The organism is Bifidobacterium avesanii (assembly GCF_009299475.1).
In the GTDB taxonomy this organism is placed as follows: Bacteria; Actinomycetota; Actinomycetes; order Actinomycetales; family Bifidobacteriaceae; genus Bifidobacterium; species Bifidobacterium avesanii.
Genome location: NZ_WBSN01000012.1, coordinates 45,055 through 62,688, shown reverse-complemented (window position 1 = coordinate 62,688; position 17,634 = coordinate 45,055). Strand labels below are relative to the sequence as shown.

At 66.1% G+C, this 17,634-nt stretch carries 13 protein-coding genes and 1 other RNA gene; 9 read left to right on the top strand and 5 right to left on the bottom strand.

Annotation, left to right across the window (positions count from 1 at the left end; all coding sequences use genetic code 11):
• Nucleotides 1-95: 95 nt before the first annotated feature.
• Together DSM100685_RS07305 and ssrA are read left to right on the top strand one after the other, a co-directional pair.
• Complete coding sequence (locus DSM100685_RS07305) at nucleotides 96-899, top strand: hypothetical protein (protein ID WP_152350698.1); 804 nt, start codon at nucleotides 96-98, stop codon at nucleotides 897-899.
• Between the two features lie 139 nt (nucleotides 900-1,038).
• Nucleotides 1,039-1,435: a transfer-messenger RNA gene (gene ssrA / locus DSM100685_RS07300) on the top strand.
• 66 nt (nucleotides 1,436-1,501) lie between these two features.
• Here ssrA and DSM100685_RS07295 read toward each other — a convergent pair.
• On the bottom strand, nucleotides 1,502-3,028 hold the full coding sequence (locus DSM100685_RS07295) for an SCO7613 C-terminal domain-containing membrane protein (RefSeq protein WP_152350697.1): 1,527 nt from the start codon (nucleotides 3,026-3,028) through the stop codon (nucleotides 1,502-1,504).
• Between the two features lie 741 nt (nucleotides 3,029-3,769).
• On the opposite strand from DSM100685_RS07295, the gene DSM100685_RS07290 reads away from it, so the two are divergent.
• Nucleotides 3,770-5,584 carry a proline--tRNA ligase gene (locus DSM100685_RS07290; RefSeq protein WP_163200833.1) on the top strand — a complete coding sequence of 605 codons (1,815 nt, stop codon included), beginning with the start codon at nucleotides 3,770-3,772 and terminating at the stop codon, nucleotides 5,582-5,584.
• 387 nt (nucleotides 5,585-5,971) lie between these two features.
• Here the strand turns inward: DSM100685_RS07290 and DSM100685_RS07285 are convergent, their stop codons facing one another.
• Nucleotides 5,972-6,913: a hypothetical protein gene (locus DSM100685_RS07285; protein WP_152350696.1), complete on the bottom strand. Its 942-nt coding sequence runs from the start codon at nucleotides 6,911-6,913 to the stop codon at nucleotides 5,972-5,974.
• A gap of 342 nt (nucleotides 6,914-7,255) precedes the next feature.
• Here DSM100685_RS07285 and DSM100685_RS07280 point away from each other — a divergent pair, with 342 nt between their 5' ends.
• A complete protein-coding gene (locus DSM100685_RS07280) occupies nucleotides 7,256-7,963 on the top strand; it encodes a single-stranded DNA-binding protein (protein WP_152350695.1) in 708 nt (235 codons plus the stop codon).
• A gap of 172 nt (nucleotides 7,964-8,135) precedes the next feature.
• On the opposite strand, the gene DSM100685_RS07275 is transcribed toward DSM100685_RS07280, so the two are convergent.
• A complete protein-coding gene (locus DSM100685_RS07275; RefSeq protein WP_152350694.1) occupies nucleotides 8,136-10,211 on the bottom strand; it encodes a M13 family metallopeptidase in 2,076 nt (691 codons plus the stop codon).
• A 367-nt stretch (nucleotides 10,212-10,578) separates the two neighbouring features.
• Here DSM100685_RS07275 and DSM100685_RS07270 point away from each other — a divergent pair, with 367 nt between their 5' ends.
• The 3 genes from DSM100685_RS07270 (at nucleotide 10,579) to DSM100685_RS07260 (ending at nucleotide 14,245) form a co-directional block, all read left to right on the top strand.
• Nucleotides 10,579-11,595: an HdeD family acid-resistance protein gene (locus DSM100685_RS07270; RefSeq protein WP_240811895.1), complete on the top strand. Its 1,017-nt coding sequence runs from the start codon at nucleotides 10,579-10,581 to the stop codon at nucleotides 11,593-11,595.
• A 93-nt stretch (nucleotides 11,596-11,688) separates the two neighbouring features.
• Complete coding sequence (map, locus tag DSM100685_RS07265) at nucleotides 11,689-12,465, top strand: type I methionyl aminopeptidase (RefSeq protein WP_152350692.1); 777 nt, start codon at nucleotides 11,689-11,691, stop codon at nucleotides 12,463-12,465.
• Nucleotides 12,466-12,952: 487 nt separating this feature from the next.
• Entirely contained in the window at nucleotides 12,953-14,245 is a 1,293-nt protein-coding gene (locus DSM100685_RS07260) for a citrate synthase (protein ID WP_152350691.1), read from the top strand.
• 139 nt (nucleotides 14,246-14,384) lie between these two features.
• On the opposite strand, the gene DSM100685_RS07255 is transcribed toward DSM100685_RS07260, so the two are convergent.
• A complete protein-coding gene (locus tag DSM100685_RS07255; protein WP_152350690.1) occupies nucleotides 14,385-15,149 on the bottom strand; it encodes a sensor histidine kinase in 765 nt (254 codons plus the stop codon).
• Nucleotides 15,139-15,786: a response regulator gene (locus DSM100685_RS07250; protein ID WP_163200831.1), complete on the bottom strand. Its 648-nt coding sequence runs from the start codon at nucleotides 15,784-15,786 to the stop codon at nucleotides 15,139-15,141. Before DSM100685_RS07250 ends, DSM100685_RS07255 begins: the two co-directional genes overlap by 11 nt.
• A gap of 308 nt (nucleotides 15,787-16,094) precedes the next feature.
• Here DSM100685_RS07250 and DSM100685_RS07245 point away from each other — a divergent pair, with 308 nt between their 5' ends.
• Nucleotides 16,095-16,769, top strand: coding sequence for a hypothetical protein (locus DSM100685_RS07245; protein WP_170284995.1), 675 nt, complete (start codon nucleotides 16,095-16,097; stop codon nucleotides 16,767-16,769).
• 115 nt (nucleotides 16,770-16,884) lie between these two features.
• Entirely contained in the window at nucleotides 16,885-17,550 is a 666-nt protein-coding gene (locus tag DSM100685_RS07240; RefSeq protein ID WP_152350687.1) for a hypothetical protein, read from the top strand.
• Nucleotides 17,551-17,634: the final 84 nt, after the last annotated feature.

Below are 17,634 nucleotides of genomic sequence, written 5' to 3'. Positions count from 1 at the left end.
TCCTTCGCAAGTCCTCCCGCTGTTCCGTCGCTTCCAGTGTACTTCGCCCAGCGCGGGTATAGTGTGCTTGCACGTGAAGGAAAGGAGTACGGCGCATGGCTGACAATGAAACGGGCGGCGCGACGGCCGAAGGGACGGTGTTCGGACCCTACTCGTTCGCGGTGGACTACCGCGGCTACCAGCGCTGGTACGCCTCGCGCAGTCTCAAGGAGCTGCGCCGCGGATTTGCGATCTTCTCCGGCTTCTCCACGGTGTTCATGCTCACCGGGCTGTTCTGCTTCGTGGCGCTGCACCTCGGCATGATCGACGCCTCGCAAAGCGTCGGCGTGAACGTGCTCTTCGCCTTCTGCCTGGTGCAGTGGATTCTGGCGCTGCTCGGCCTCGCCCGCCCGCGGCTGCTGCTCACCAGCCAGCGCAAGCTCGCCAAGGCGTGGTTCGAGGCGCGCGGCGTGAACGTGGCCGCGCTGGAGCTCGCCCAGCCGGACATCCGCCAGTGGAACGTGCTCATGCGCGGCCGCCTCACCGATCTGGGCGCGGAGGAGCATCTGGCCGACGGCTACATGATCCGCCTGCCCTACGCGGTGCTGGACCCCGAGCCGGAAACCATCGACGGCATACTGTGCTACCGCGTCGCGGCGGACAAGCAGGGCGTGACCCTGTGGACCCTGCTGGACAAGGACGTGCATTTCCCGGCGGGGCTGGTCAACGGCACCGTCGTCGTGCCTCTGGAGGCGGTCGGCTCGGATGCGGGCTCGGATGCGGACGTGGCGGCGTTCAAGGCCGACGTGGCCCGGCGCGTGGCCGAGCAGCGCAAGGCCATCGTGGCCGAATCCGCGGCCTCGGTGACGGGCTCCGGCGACCCCACGCCCACGCTGGACGCCGTGCTCGACTGGTGCTGAGGAAGGCGCGCGGTCTGCGGGCGGCCATCCGCCTCCGCGACGGCGACCGGGAATAATCGCCCGGTTTGGCATGTTGATGGATATGGTGTATATTGAAATGTCCGGCCGGAAACGGTCGGAGGCTTGATAATTCAAGATTGGGGCTGATCGGTTTCGACGGTGACCTGTTCGTCGCAGGGAAGCGTGCCGAGAACGCAGGGTCCGCTCGTGGATGTCCCCTGCAAAAGAATAAGTGCTAAATCTAACCGCACTGAGTTCGCTCTCGCTGCCTGAGCTTCGCGCCAGGATTAACCAGTGAGCAGCCGCTCCGTTCACTCCCTCTCGTCTTTGGGGGGATGCTGAGCGTCGTTAAGAAGACTTGCTGATGTCGCCGGGCCGCAGGGCGACGTCGGGACTTTAACTGTGGATATGCTCGCCATCGGTTGTCTGTGACATAGATGGGGGCAGAAAAACCGCCGCACGGCCAGCAGACTACGCACGTAGAAGACTGAGGGTTCGGTCATCGGACCGGGGTTCAATTCCCCGCAGCTCCACTTATGGAAAAGGGCGTCATTCGTAAGGATGGCGCCCTTTTCGCGTCTTCGCGTCCGCTATCGTTCGCGTCACCGCAGCTGCGAAATCCGCCTGCCGATCGACTGCACGGACTTGAGGCTGGCCTCGTACCGGGCGGCGGCCACCACCAGAATGACGCCGGCGACGAGCAGCCAGATCCACCAGTAGTCCTGCGAGATCAGCACCAGCCATGGCCACAGCTGGCGCAGCACATGGACGGCGAGCACCAGCGCGCCCATGGTCACCGGCGCCTGCCATCCCAAGAACGCGCCGGTCAGCAGCGTGGCGAGCGCGGCGGTGAGTAGCAGCAGGGAGCGCGTGGAGACGGGCGACGGATTGGTCCAGCTGACCAGCAGCGTCGGAATGAACAGGAACATGAGCCCGGGCCACAGGGCGTCCCAACTGCGCAGCGCTGGGTTGGCCGCCATGCGCTGCGCGCCGATCGCCAGCGCCATCAGGCCGAACAGGGCGGTGATGAGGTCGGCGGGGACGATCCGGTCAGCGTCGAAGACGGCGAGGAACATCAGTGACAACGCCGTGACGCCGGTGAACGCGCCGACGATCCAGCGGCAGGACGGTGCGACGGGACGAACGGTCCATGCGAGGGCGGTGGCGACCAGCATCAGCAGATATGCGCCGACCGCGACGAACGGCAGTCCCGGCAGCGTGGAGTCGAAGTCGCCGAGCGACAGCACCATGAGCAGGAACGCCGAAACGGACAGCAGTATGATCCGTTCGGCGGTGGCGCGCTGGACGGTTTGCGGCGGGGCCGGGACGAACGGTCCGGCGGCGTTGGCGGTGCTGAAAGTGGGCGCGGCGGCCGGTTCGCCGGCGACGGTTGATGCGCCTGCGAAAGCGGAATTGGGCGCGGATCCCGCGGCAGCTGCCATTGCCGCCGTTGCTGCCGTTCCGGGGAACGGCGGTTGTTGGCGTGCGCCGGCGCTTGGCCATAGACAGGCCACCGTGACGTATGCGCCCAGACAGACGGCCGCGATCGCGTCGCCGGCGATGCGGGGGAGCGGCGGCAGATCGAGCAGCATGGCCGTGGCCCAGGGCAGCGCCAGCGCCGCATACAGGCCGTAGGCGCGCAGGGGCCGCGGCGGGAGTTGCGCGGCCGGTGCGGGACCCGAGGCGCGAACCGAAGCGGACGGCGTCGTGGTGCCGGATGCGGCATCTGTCGACGGCACCGGGACTTCGCGACCGTCTCCGGCGCGTGCGTCGGCGCCGCCGGGCTTCGAAGCCGACGGAATCGCCCGCAGTGCGAACGCCAACGCGATGGTCAGCAGCAGCATGCCGCCGACGGCCGGATACCGGTAGCCGGAATCGCGCAGCGGCTCAAGCGCGCCGACGAGCGCCGCGTCCACGCCCAACGCGGCGAGGCCGGCCCACGCCACGCCCTCCGCGGTCACGCGCAGTCGGTTCATGATCAGGCGGGAAACCACCAGCCCGATCACACCGATCGCTCCGATCACCACCACGCGGGCCACGTCCTCGAACGCCGTGACCATGCTGGACGCGAACGCCAGCACCGCCGCGGTGATCAGCCCCACGCCCAGTATGAGCAGCAGGATCTGCACGCCGGAGTTGCGCGGCTTGGGGGCAATGGCGGGCGCGGCGGTTGCGGCAGACGCTGCGGGGGAGATGGGCGCGGGAAAAGGGACCGACGCGCCTGCGACGGACGGGACGCCGGTCGATGGCTGCGCCGCCGGCTGTGCGGGAGCGGATGATGGAAGAGGGACGGAATACGCGGTCGGCTGCGAGACAATCGGCTGCGGCGCGTTTGATCGTGGCGCGTTTGGCTGCGGCGCCGGGGCCTGATCGCGCGACCTCGGCGGCTGCTCGGCGGGCTGCGGGGAAGGAACGCTCCCCGGATTCGCGGGAGCCGCTTGGCCTGGCTGGGAATGCGAATGAGGGGATGGGTATTGCTGCGGGTATTGTCGCGGTGCCGGCCAAGCGGCTGCCTCGGGCGGCGTCCACTGCGGCCGTTCGTCGGCCGGCGGATCATATGGCGTCCATTGGCCCGGAGCCTGCCGATCCGGAGCCGGAGAAACCCCCTGACTCCGCTGTGCGGGCTGCTGCGACCGCACGAAATCCCGGCGGCTGCGCTCCACGTCGTCCCGTTCGCCGTCCCGCGGCGCTTGGGACGCTCCCGCTGCGGAAGGATCCGCCGGCGACCGGCTCTGCCCGGTGCCGTCCGGTTGGTTGTGCTGCTGTCCGTACTGCGTCATCTTGAACCTCGCTGTTCCATCCCTCGCCATCCATTGTGGCATATGCGCCGGCCAATCGGAATGTCCCCGAACGCGAATAATTTGGAACCCATGAGTTCCAAAGCATTACGTATGTCCACCATGTTCCTGCGCACCCTGCGCGAGGACCCCGCAGACGCCGACGTCGACTCGGCGAAGCTGCTCCAGCGCGCCGGCTACATCCGCAAGGCCGCGCCCGGCATCTGGACCTGGCTGCCGCTCGGCCTGCGCGTCCTGAACAAGATCGAGGAGATCATCCGCGAGGAGATGAGCGGCATCGGCGCGCAGGAGGTGCACTTCCCGGCCCTGCTGCCGCGCGAACCGTACGAGGCCACCCACCGCTGGGAGGAGTACGGCGACAACATCTTCCGCCTCAAGGACCGACATCAGGCCGACTATCTGCTCGCGCCCACCCACGAGGAGATGTTCACCCTGCTCGTCAAGGACATGTACTCGTCCTACAAGGACCTGCCCGTCGTCCTCTACCAGATCCAGACCAAGTACCGCGACGAGTTCCGTCCGCGCGCCGGCCTGATCCGCGGCCGTGAGTTCGTCATGAAGGACGCCTACTCCTTCAACATCGATGAGGAGGGCATGCGCAAGGCCTACTACGACGAGCGCGGCGCCTACGAGCGCGTGTTCCAGCGGATCGGCCTCAAGTACGTGCCCGTGTTCGCCATGTCCGGCCCGATGGGCGGCTCCGCGTCCGAGGAGTTCCTCGCCCCCATGCCGATCGGCGAGGACACGTTCGCGCTCGCCCCGTCCGGCAAGGCGTGGAACGTCGAGGCCCTCACCACCCCGGAGCTGCCGGAGATCGACTGCTCCGCCACCCCCGCCGCGTCCAAGCGCCCCACCCCGGACGCCAAGACCATCGACAAGATGATCGAGCGCGGCAACGCGGACAACCCGCGCTCCGACGGCCGCTCGTGGCAGGCGTCCGACATCCTCAAGAACGTCGTCGTCACCGTCAAGCATCCCGAGGACGCGGACCACGACGAGCCGTGGCGCGAGGTCATCGTGGTGGGCGTGCCCGGCGACCGCACCGTGGACATGAAGCGTCTGGAGGCCCAGTTCGCTCCCGCCGAGCTGGAGGAGGCCACCGAGGAGGATCTCAGGAAGCATCCCGAACTGGTGCCCGGCTACATCGGTCCGATGGTCCTTGGCCCGCAGGCCGAGGCCGCCGGCGTGAAGGAACCCGTGCGCTACTTCGTGGACGCCCACGTGGTCAAGGGCTCCGCGTGGTTCACCGGCGCCGACGAGAACGAGGTCGACTACTACGATCTGGTTTACGGCCGCGACTTCAAGGCAGACGGCACCGTGGAGGCCGTCGAGGTGCGCCACGGCGACATGAGCCCGGACGGCTCCGGCCCGCTGAGCTTCGAGCGCGGCGTGGAGATCGGCCAGGTGTTCCAGCTGGGCCTCAAGTACTCCAAGGCGCTGGACCTCAAGGTGCTCGACCAGAACGGCAAGGCCGTCCCGGTGTGGATGGGCTGCTACGGCATCGGCGTCTCCCGCGTGCTGGCCTGCGTCGCCGAGACCCACCATGACGACGCCGGCCTCGCGTGGCCCGCCGTCATTGCGCCCGCTCAGGTGCATGTGGTCGCCACCGGCAAGGACAAGGCTGCGTTCGAAGCCGCCGAAAAGCTGGTGGGCGAGCTTGAGGACCGCGGCATTGAGGTCATCTACGACGACCGTCCGAAGGTGTCCCCGGGCGTGAAGTTCAAGGACGCCGAGCTCATCGGCGTGCCGCTGATTGCGGTCGCCGGCCGTGACACCGTGAACAACGGCACCATCGAGATCCGCAACCGCGACGGCTCCGACAAGGTCGCCGTGCCGGCCGCCGACGCGGCCGCCACGCTGGCGGACCGCCTCGCCGCCTTGCTGTGATGCGGTGAGCGCGCCGTTGGAATGATGTGGAAATCCCCGCCTGAGATTCGTCCCGGGCGGGGATTTCTCGTTTGAACCGGGACATTCGCTCGCCGATTGCCTTAAGTGACGCTAAAGGTGACGTTACTTGCCCTTCCTAGGGCAGATTTCGGGATTCTGGCACATCTACTCGGCTTTCCGAGGGCAGTGCGAGACCGATGCCTCAAGTGTTTGGACTCCGAAAACTGCCAAATACCGCCATGCGACGATGGCGCTATTCGTGGATATCGGATTTCAGATGCCCTGGGAAGGGCAAGTAGATCCTCGCAAAGCTCCGAATCTGCCCTCGGAAGGCCAGATAGACAAATCCAATGGCTATGTACGCACATGGCTGTGAGCGCATGACTCTCAGCGAGCCCATGGCGCCGTCCATCGGCTCCGCGGCACCCGCTCCCACAACGGGATTTTCCTGCGGCGTCGCGGATCGCAGATTTGACGGGTCGTCAGCCGGGCGATGAGCGGAACGGGAACACCCAAAACCGTTTCGCAACGTGAAGCGATGCGTTGCGCGAGGGCTTCCTCGCCCGATTCGTCGCGGAGATCCACGACGGTGACCTTGATGTAGATCCAGCCGTCATTCTCCAACGCTTCGCGGCGCTTGTCGTCTCGCAGCACCTGAGCCCCGCTGAACCGGTGATATCCGCCATCGTATTCAATGGCTATCTTGAGTTCCGTGTAAGCCATATCGAGGAAAACGACTGCGCCCGAACTGAGCCGTACCCGGACATTGACCTCCGGCTCGGGCAATCCATAGCGCAACAGGGCCAGACGAGTCCGCGTTTCCTGCGAGGAATCGGTGTTCGGCCGCATCATCGTCAGGGCGAGGCGGCAATTGTCCTTGCCCACGAACCTGCCCGAGCGATTCAGATAATCCTGAAAGTCGTCGAGGGACGCGCGGGTGAGGCGCCCGTCTCGGCGCATCATCGAATCCCCAAGCGTTATAAGTTCTTCCAAGGTGAGTATCGCCGCATAATGCGCCCATGTCGCCGGCGGCGAGGTGCAGAGCATATCGCCGCCAATGCGCTGCGTCTCGATGGGACCGTTCCATGTGAGGAACCGGACGCCAAGGAGATGGGTCTTTTCCCGGACGCCGCCCACCACCACGTCGGCGTCGGCGCGAAGCCGCTCGGACGCCGGCTCGATGGGCTTTTCCACGGCGAGAAGCTCCAGCGCCTCGGACCGTGCGAACACGAGTTGGCGCCCGGTGCGGCGCTGGATGGCGTCGCATGCCGCGAATCGTCGGCGCTTGATGTCGCTGAGCGCCTCCAGCGAAAATGCCGTTGCCGTCATGCTCTCGACGCTAGACGGGCGGGCGGCGAAAAGTAAAGCCGAACAGGGGCATGTGCACGAACGTGGGCGTTCCGTGCGTGTTATGCAACGGGTTATCCACCGCGGCGCGATCGACACGCGCGAACATGCAAGACCGGGGGGTACGTTCGCGCACAGAGGGCGGTTCGGCTTGAGACGGGCCGCGGCGATGCGGCACAGTGGGAATCACCGCGCAGACCGCGGCGCCGGAAGACACGACGAGAAGTCCGACCCATATCCCTCAAGCTTCTCTCCTCGTCGGGGTTCCTGCAGAGGCGCCATGGTCTGCGGCGGGCCAACTCCCATCGAAGGAAAGGAAACGCCATGGCAGCGCAGCAAGGCATCATCACCGTCAACGGATACGTGGGCGGCCAGCCCAAACGGCTTGGACAGACCGGCGGCACGCCCATCAGCGTGTTCAACATGGGCACCACGCGAAGCTTCTACGACCAGAAGACCGGCAACTGGGTGGACCTTCCCACCACGTGGCTCAAGGTCAAGGCGTTCCGGGCGCTCGCCCTGAACGTGATGACCTCCATTCACAAGGGCGATCCGGTGATCGTGACCGGCCAGCTCGGCACGGAGGAGTGGAAGGACCGCGACGGCAAGCAGCAGAGCTCCGTCGTGATCAACGCGACCAACATCGGGCACGATCTCAACACCGGTAGCACGAAGTTCACCAGAGTCGTACATCAGCGAGACCCGTTGGTGAACAACCAATCCGAGGCGCCGCAGCCGGGACCGTTCGGGCCGCCGGCGGCGACGGGGGATGCACCCATGCGGCAGGACGGCCAGTCGTCGCAGTACGCGCAGTCGCAGCGGCTCATGGACACCCAGTCCTTCGGCGGGCAGGGCGGCGACGGTTCGGATGGGCGGGACCCATGGGCCCCGCCCGAGGGGACCGCGCAGTCCGTGCAGGCTGCGTCCTCCGCGCAGACCGCCGGAGGCGCGCCGCAGCCGCCTGCGGCATTGCAGAACGCGGGCGGTTCCGCCGGCCCGGCCACCGGTGACGAAGGGGAACCGACGTTCTGACGGCCCGATGGGGGAAATGCCAGAACGTCGGGATTCTCCACGAAGGAGTCGTCATGGTGCAGGTCGGCGAAACCGCCCGTCACGAAAGCCTCCGGGCCGACCATGAGAAGGGGGTCGGCCTCGGGGAGCTTGTCCGCAGGACCCGGCTGTACCGGATGCGCGCGCCCGTGCTCTACCAGATGCGCACGCGCTCGGACGGGTCCAGCCACATGCCGTCGCCCGGCTTCACGTCGAACGCCTCGGCGAACAGGTCCACGTTCCTCGCGATGCCGTTGGTGCGGCACTCGGCGGGGGAGTGAGGATCGATCTGCAGGTACTGCTCGGCCAGCTCGTCGCGGTTCTTGGTGCGCCAGATCGAGGCGTAGCTCAGGAATAAGCGCTGCAGGCCGGTGAAGCCGTCCATCTCGGGGGCCGTGTCGAGCGCGGCCTTGATGGCCTCCGGGGTGCCGGATTCGGCGCTGGCCGGGTCGAGCGCGAACGCGTAGGCCTTGAGTGCGATGTTCACGCCGCCCAGGTCGCCGATGTTCTCGCCGATGGTGAGCGCGCCGTTGACGTGCGGGGCCTTGGCCGGGTCGTCGGCGTACTTGGCCTTGAGCTGGGTGGGCACGAAGGCGTTGTACTGCTCGATGAGCGCGTGCGTGCGGGCCTCGAAGTTTTTGCGGTCCTCGTCGGTCCACCAGTTGTTGAGCTTGCCGTCGCCGTCGTACTGCGAGCCCTGGTCGTCGAAGCCGTGGCCGATCTCGTGGCCGATGACCGCGCCGATGCCGCCGTAGTTCGCGGCGTCGTCCGCGTCCGGGTTGAAGAACGGGGGCTGCAGGATGGCGGCCGGGAACACGATCACGTTCATGGTCGGCTCATAGTAGGCGTTCACGGTCTGCGGGTTCATGAGCCACTCGTCCTTGTCGACGGGCTTGCCCGCCTTGGCGAGCTGGTAGCCGGTCTCGTACAGGGCGGCGGCCTTGGCGTTGGCCGCGTAGGGGGCGTCGGCCTTCACGTCGAGGGCGGTGTAGTCGCGCCAGTGGTTGGTGTAGCCGATCTTCGGCGTGAACTTGGAGAGCTTCTCCAGCGCCTTGGCCTTGGTGGCCTCGCCGAGCCAGTCGGAGTTGGAGATGGACACGCGGTAGGCGTCGATCAGGTTGGCGACGAGCTGCTCCATGCGGTGCTTGGAGCTTTCGGGGAAGTGGCGCCTCACATACTCGCGGCCCACGTCCTCGCCGCAGATCCCGTTGACGAGGCTCACTCCGCGCTTCCAGCGGTCGCGTTGGGCCTTGGCGCCGGAAAGTACCTTGCCGTAGAAGTCGAAGTTGGTCTCGTCGAACTGCTTCGACAGGCCGGACGCCGCGGCGATGATGGTGTGCACGCGCGCCCACAGCTTGAGGCCGTCCAGTTCGGCGGCGTCCCAGAACGCGTCGAGGCCGGTGAGGAAGCTCGGCTCGTGCACGATCACCGTGGCGAACACGGCCTTGAAGTCGATCGGCTGGGCCTTGGCGGCGTTCGTGGCGTCGTAGGCGGCCTGCCAGGCGTCGATCCACGACTTGAGGTCGAAGTGGGAGAGCGTTTGGGCGAGCTGGTCGAAGCCGGTCGGGTTGTAGGTCTTCACCGAGTCGCGCGTGGCCACGTTGTCCCAGTGGTTGGCGGCGATGCGGGTCTCCACGTCGAGGTAGCGCTTGGCCTGCGCTTCGGCGTCCGCGTCGTCCTTGGCGTAGCCGGCGTTGGCGAGCTGCTTGGCGACCATGGCCACGTAGGCCTCGCGCACGGGCGCGTAGTGGTCGTCGCGGTAGTAGGCCTCGTCGGGCAGACCCAGACCGGCCTGCTCGAGGTGGGCGACGTTGACGTCCGGATTGCCCGGGTCACCGAAGATGTACAGGCCGAACAGGTCGGGGCCACCGGCGGGGTTGAGCGAGCCGAGCACGCGGGTGAGCGCCGCCTTGTCCGCGGCGGCGTCGATGGCGTCCAGATCGGCGCGGATCGGCTCGATGCCGGCCGCCTCGATGGCGTCCACGTCAAGGAAGCTTTTGTACAGCGCTGCGGACTTGGCCGCCGGGCAGCCGTCCTCCTCGAGGATGTCGCGCACCTGCTTTTCCGCGTCCTCGGCGAGCTTGTCGAAGGAGCCGTAGCGGGAGCGGTCGTCGGGCAGACGGTAGGTGTCGATCCACGGGCCGTTCACGTAGCGGAACAGGTCGTCGGAGGGCTTGGTGACGGAGGAGAAGGATGCCGGGTCGAGCCCGGAGATCAGTGCATTGGTCATGTGGCCCAGCCTATCCGCGTTTGGCGACACGGGCGGGGCGATGCATGACGTCGTGGCGGGTGAACGCGATCGCTAAATAGACAATGTGTTGATCATCGTTGAGATTTTGAGCAAACTCCCAAGAACCGTCCTTATTCATGGAGGCGGAAGGCGGGATGGCGAGACGTCATCCCGCGCGAACGGCATACGGTGCAAGGCCAGGCACAGGGCCAAAGGAGTGATGATGACTGATTTCAACGACGGCGCGAACAGGGCGTCGAACGACAACGCCGCCAACGCCAGCAATGGCAGCAATGCCGGCAACGTCAACGGCGACGCGTCCAACGCCGCGAATACCCAAGGCGCGGGCAATCAGGGCGAGCCGTACGTGGAGAATCCCAACGGCTTCGGGGCGAACTACGCGAACCAGCCACCCGCGTCGGGGCGGGGCCCCAGCGGCGGCCAGCAGTACGGCGTTCCGAACGGCGCATACGGGCAGGGGCAGTACGGTCAAGGACAGTATGATCAAGGACAGCAGTATGGTCAAGGCCAATACGGACAGGGACAATACGGACAGGGCCAATACGGTTCCTATGGCCCATGGGCCGGGCAAGGACAGCCGGCCGCGGGACAGGGCCAGCCGGCAGGTGGGCCCGCCGGGCAAGCCGATGACCGGAACCAGCGGCAGGATCAGGGCCGGCAGACACCGTATGGCCAGCCCTACGCCTATGTGCCGCCGCAGCCGCAGCCCGGCCAGCCCGGATGGCAGGGCCAGCCCGGATGGAACGGGCAATCCAACTGGTACGCCGAGTTCTCCCGCACCGACTTCGACCCGTTCAAACTGATCGAGGAGCATCTGCCGCAGCGTGCCAAGAACTGGATTCGCGCGGTGTATGCGGTGGTCGGCGCGGCGGCGCTCGTCATCGGTCTGGCGCTGCTCGTGTGGCCCGGGCCGACGCTGGTGGTCGCCACCGTGGCGCTCGCCGTCTACTTCGTGGTCTCCGGCATCGTGCGCGCGGTCACCGCGTTCGCCGTGCAGGGCGTGCCCGGCGGGTGGCGCGTGCTCGACGTGCTCGTGGGCGTGCTGCTCACCATCGGCGGCATCGTCATGCTCAAGAACACCACGCTGTCCGCCTCCACGCTGGTGATCCTCATCACGTCGGTCGTGGGCATCAGCTGGATCATGGAAGGCGTGATGAGCCTCGCCGAATCGTGGCGCGTGCCGGCGTCCGGCTGGGCCGTCGCCTACGGGCTCATCTCCATCTTCGCCGGTTTCGTGCTGCTCGTCACGCCGGTGCAGTCCACGGCGTTCCTGGTGGTGTTCGCCGGGTGCGCGCTGGTGGTCATGGGCGTCACGGCGCTCGTGCGGGCCTTCAAATTCGGCCGCGCGCCCAAGTCCCGCTGACCGTTCGCCGTCCGTCTGCCGACCGTCCGTTTGTTGGGCGCTCGCGCTAGGGTTGGGTGTTAACTGAGAACCATGTTCGGTAGAAAGAAACTCATGATTGAACTCAAAACGCCTCAGGAAATCGAAGAGATGAAGCCCGCCGGGCGCTTCGTCGGCAGCATCCTGCGCGAACTGCGCGACATGACCAAGGTCGGCACCAACCTGCTGGAGATCGACGAGTACGTGCACAAGAAGATCGTCGACCGCAAGGGCGCCGAATCCTGCTACGTGGACTACGCCCCGGACTTCGGCACCGGCCCGTTCGCCCACTACATCTGCACGTCCGTCAACGACGCGGTGCTGCACGGCGTGCCCTACGACTACAACCTCAAGGACGGCGACCTCGTCAGCCTCGACCTCGCCATCAGCGTGAACGGCTGGGTCGGCGACTCGGCCATCAGCTTCGTGGTCGGCAAGGACCAGGACTCGAGCGACCTGCGCCTCATCAAGTGCACCGAGGAGGCGCTCGCGGCCGCCATCGACGTGGCGCAGCCGGGCAACCGCCTGGGCGACGTGTCCTCCACCATCGGCGACGTGGCGCGCGAGTACGGCTACCCGATCAACCTCGAGTTCGGCGGGCACGGCGTGGGCCACATCATGCACGGCGATCCGCATGTGGCCAACGACGGCCGCGCCCACCACGGCTACAAGCTGCGCCCGGGTCTGGTCATCGCCATCGAGCCGTGGTTCCTCAAGACCACCGACGAGATCTACCAGGACTCCAAGGACGGCTGGACGCTGCGCTCCTCCGACGGCTCGCGCGGCGCGCACACCGAGCACACCATCGCCATCACCGAGAACGGTCCGGTGATCCTCACCACGCGCGATTAGTCGTTTTATCGGCTTCGACGCGGTGAAATCCCGGTGATCTTGGCGATCCCGTCCCGACCATGTGGCTGGGACGGGATTTTTGCATTGCGGAGCGCGGCCATTCCGCAACATGGTGCGTGAAAGACGTTCTAAGCTTTCCTCGTCGGGACTACTCGGCCCTCCGAGGGCAGATTTATGGACTTGCGGACATCCACTCGGCTTTCCGAGGGCATGTCCTTGCGGATGCGCGTTTGCAGGCGTGAGAATATTTTGTTGGAAATTCGCGGAAATCAGCGGCGGAACTGAGTGCCTTTGCTCGCTGTTCGCCGATTGGGGTGCCCTCGGAAGGCCAAGTGGATGTCCGCAGCGGTGGAAATCCGCCCTCGGAAGGCCGGGTAGCATGACGAAAAGGCCGCCGGGCCAGTCCTGCCCGCATTTCAGTCACGAAACATGCGGATTTACCGCCGGTTGCTATGGTTGGCACAACCAAAAGCCGAAAGGGGTAGCAATGGCGACTGCCAAGCTTGACGTCGATTCGAGCAGTTTCAATCTGCCGGTGGTGAAGGCCACCGCGGGCCCGGACGGCATCGTTGTCTCCAAGCTGCGTAACGACGGGTGGGTCACGCTCGACCCCGGGTTCCTCACCACCGCCCAGTGCGAGTCGAAGATCACGTACATCGACGGCCAGCATTCCATCCTGCGCTACCGCGGCTACCCCATCGAGCAGCTGTGCGAGCAGTCGGACTTCCTTGAGGTGGCGTGGCTGCTGCGCTACGGCGAGTTGCCCACGCGCTCCGAGTTCGACCAGTTCGTCCGGGACATCAACCACCGCACCATGGTGGGGGAGGACTTCCGCACGTTCATGGGTTCGTTCCCGCGCACCGCGCATCCGATGAGCGTGCTCGCCTCCGCCGTCAACGCGCTGGCCACGTTCTACCCGGACACCACGGACATCGAGGACTCCGACCAGCTCGACGAGGCGGCCACGATCATCATGGCCAAGGTGCGCACGATCGTGAGCTACATCTTCCGCCGCCGCCGCGACGAGCCGATGCTCTACCCCGACTACGCGCGCGGCTACGTGGACGATTTCCTGCGCATGTGCTTCGCCGTGCCGTACGAGCCGTTCGAGTCGGACCCGCTGTATGTGCACGCGCTCGGACGCCTGCTCATCATCCACGCCGACCACGAGCAGAACTGCTCCACGTCGGTGGTGCGCATCGCCGGGTCCGCGCACGCGAACCTGTATTCGGCGGTCGCGGCCGGCATCAACGCGCTGTCCGGCCCGCTGCACGGCGGCGCGAACGAGGCGGTGCTCCGCCAGCTCAAGGCCATCCGCGACTCGGGCAAGAGCGTGCGAGAGTTCGTGGAGGACGCCAAGGCGAACGGCACGCGCATCTCCGGGCTGGGCCACCGCGTGTACAAGTCGTATGACCCGCGCGCGGCCATCGCCCGCCATTACATGGACCAGATCATGGAACGCGAGGACACCTCGAAGCTGCCGAGCGACGAGCGCGCCCTGTTCGACGTGGCCAAGGAGCTGGAGTCGATCGCCCTGCACGACGACTACTTCGTCTCGCGCAACCTGTATCCGAACGTGGACTTCTACACGGGCCTGATCTACCGCGCGATCGGCTTCGACCCGGCCATGTTCACCACGCTGTTCGCGCTCGGCCGCATCCCCGGCTGGATCGCCCAATACCGCGAGATGCTCGCCGACCCGGCCACGCGCATCGGCCGCCCGCGTCAGGTGTACACGGGGGCCACGCTGCGCGACTACGTGCCGATCGACGAACGGTGACGGTGGATTGATGGCGGATTGATGGACGACGCCGGCGGGACAGCGCAAACCAAGGCCGCAAACACGGCGAAACCGGCCTTGACTCCCCACTTGCGCCCCAACATGGTGTGACGGGGCTCCTCGACGAGCCCCATTCGTGTTAACGATAACGCTTCGTTTCCGCGTCCCGCAAGGCTGAATCTTCCGTTTCCGTGAGGATGGGGATGCGCGCGTAGCAGTTCCATTGCCATTGGCCGGAATGCCAGACGAGTTCGCCGCCGATGTGCCGGATGATGAGCCGGTGGGCGCTCAGTCCCTGACCGCCGACCTCCGGTGCGGTGATCGTGGGACGCGGGGCCGTCCAGCGGCACAGCTCGCTGATCTCGATGCGGTCTGCGGAGCAGTGCACGGACAACTCGTACACGCTGCTTGCGGAGGTGCAGTGCTTGTCCACGTTGGCGCACAGCTCGTGCACCAAGGCCAGAATCTCGTCGCGCGTGGCGGCGTCGGGTACGCGCTCGAGCTCGCCGGTCACGGTCGCCTTGCCTATGAAGCCCAATCCGGACAGCCGCCGCTGCTCCTGCTCCACGGTCTGCCGAAGCGTGCGCACGAACACCTCCGCGGACAGCTGCCGCGGGGTGAGGGCGTTGTGGTCCCGATCGGCGTCGAGCAGACGCGCGACCACACGGTGCAGGTTGCGCAGCGCCCGCGTCACGTCCGCGTTCACGGCCTTCCACGCCGCGCGCTGGTCCGTGGACGCGGTCTGCTCGCCGCCCATTTCCGCAAGCCTTATCTGGCGCTGGGACTCGCGCGCCGCGAGGGACAGCGGCCCGCTCACCTCGTCATGCAGGTACGCGGCGAGTCTGGCGCGTTTCAATTGGTCGGAATCGCGGTTCGTCCCGGCGTCCCGCTCCTCAGAGCACATAGCGCCGACCGTTCTTCTCGCTGCCGCTCCAGCGCAGCAGCGCCTGCCAGCGGGTGCTCACGCCGAGCTTGTGCATGGCGGTCTGCACGTGCTTGCGCACGGTGTCGCGCCCGATCTGCAGGCGCTTGGCGATCATCTCGTCGTCGAGCCCCTCGGCGAGGAGATCCATGGTCTGCGCCTCGCGCGTGGTGAGCATGTCCTCCACGGTGGCGGGCGCGCATTCGAGCCGGTAGTGGGCCATGGCGGCGGTCTCGAATCCGCCCTCGCCGTACGTGCCGCCGTCCACCACGGCGTTGAGGCCCGCGACCAGATCGTTCTCGTTGTTCTTGCTGGCGATGCCCTGCGCGCCGCAGCGGCCCGCGTCCTCGGCATACAGGCCGAGCGTGAAGGAGGTGATGGCGAGCATCGGCACCTCGTTGGTGGCGCGGCGGATGCGGCGGCAGATCATGAGCCCCGGCATGCTCTCCATGGACATGTCCACCATGAGCACGTCCGGCTGGGTGCGCTGGCTCGTGGCGTAGATGACGGCCTGCGGCCCCTCCTGCGTGGTCCACAGCACGGTCGCGTCCGGCACGCGTTCGGCGATGATGCGTTCCAGCGAGCGCAGGGACAACGCGTCGTTGTCCGCTATGCCCACCGTAAACGTTCCGGTACTGCCGGTTTCATCCATCGCGCGACCTCCGTGTGACGGAAGGCTCCCCCTCTTGAGCGCCTTCGTAATTCCGCGTCCCAGTATAGTTGGCCGGTTTTTCGCCATTGGCTTTCTCCCTCACGGAAGCGGAAGATACCGGGGATTCCGCGTTGCCGTCGCGGTCGCGCGGACGTAGTCTGGAAGTGTCCGTTGACGGGGTGCTCGGTGAGGAGGACCATATGGGCGGCGTGCGATCGGGGAGGATCGGGGCATGGCGTGGGGTGCCCGCGGCGCTGGTTCCGGCGCTGGTTCTGATGGCGGCGTTGGCGGGCTGCGCGGGCGGCTCGTCGGGTACGGACGGGCGCGCGGCCGGTGTGACCGACGAGATGGTGCGCGGTTCGCGCTCCACGTACGCCCAGTTCACCGCCGATATGACGCTCAGCCCCGCGTACATGCAGCGGATCAACAACGAGCTGGCCGCGGGGACGAACAAGCGCGGGCACGAGGCGGTCCACGCGGTGGTGGACGACGGGGTGATCACCGCCGACGAGATGAACGAGGCGGAGCGCCGGATGGTGGGCTGCTACGCCAAGTACGGTTACGAGGTGAACCGCGACTACTGGCTCGGCGACTACGGCGGGCTGAGCCCGTTCGTCAAGAAGAGCGAGGACACGTGGGAGCACGTGGACGAGATCAGGGCCGAATGCGAGGACGACACCGGCTGGGGATGGGTCAGCCAGTACTACTGGGCCGTCTACACGAATCCGGAGAACATCGATCTGGGGCCGTACCAGTACCAGTGCCTCAAGGAGAAGGGCATGCTGCTCAAGGACTACCCGTCGTACGAGGACTTCAAGCGCGACTGGGAGAATCCGGGCAACAACGAGCCGGTCATCAACTCGTCGAAGTCGGCGCAGGCGTTCGATGCGCGCGCCAAGTGCTTCAGCGATCCGCTGCACAACATCTCGAATGCGCCGACCGGACAGTGACGGCAGAAGGAAAGACCAATCATGAAAAATGTGGATCAAATGGTTGACGGGCAGCTCCATTGGAGATGCCTTTTGACAGGAGGATGCGATGCGTCGAACCACATGGGGAAAGACCATGGCAGTGCTTACCGTTGTATTGTGCATGTGCTGCGGTTGCTCCGGTCCCGTGAGTAAATCCGGTGCCGCCGGTGATCGGCCGGCTGGGGTCCGTGACGGCTACGGGCAATATTCGTCGGATGCGAAAGTGTCACCGGTGTGGAGGAAGAAGATCAATGCCGGATTGAGCAACGCCTACAAGGACGGTGCCGATGCCGTCAACCAGATACTGACGGACGGCGTCATCACGGCCGATGAGATGAACATCCTGGAACGGCAGGTGGTGGGATGCTACGCCAGGCACGGTTTGCAAGCCAATGCCGATTACTGGTTTTCGCAAGGGTCCGGCATTGATGTGTGGAGCACGTCGAAGGTGAAGGGAGACAACCCCTATGAACGGGAGTGCGAGATCGAATCCGGCTACCAGATTCTGGTTTACTATTACAACGCCATCCTGCGCAATCCGGACAGCATCGACTTGGAACCCTACCGGTACCAGTGCTATAAGGAGCACGATCTGCTGACGCGGGACTACTCATATGAGGAATTTGAGCGGCTCTCCGCGCAGGGGAGCGCGACTCCTCTGCTCAAGGGCGGCAATTCCGGGGATCCGGCGACGTTGCAGGTGAGTAAATGCACCGATGATCCGCTGCACAACATCTCGAATGCGACGCCCGGACGGTGACGGCGGTTTGTCGTCCGTTCGGGCGGAACGCGGCCGGCGGAGGGCGCGTGCGGGCACGGCGGAGATCGGCGGCGGTAGACTGGA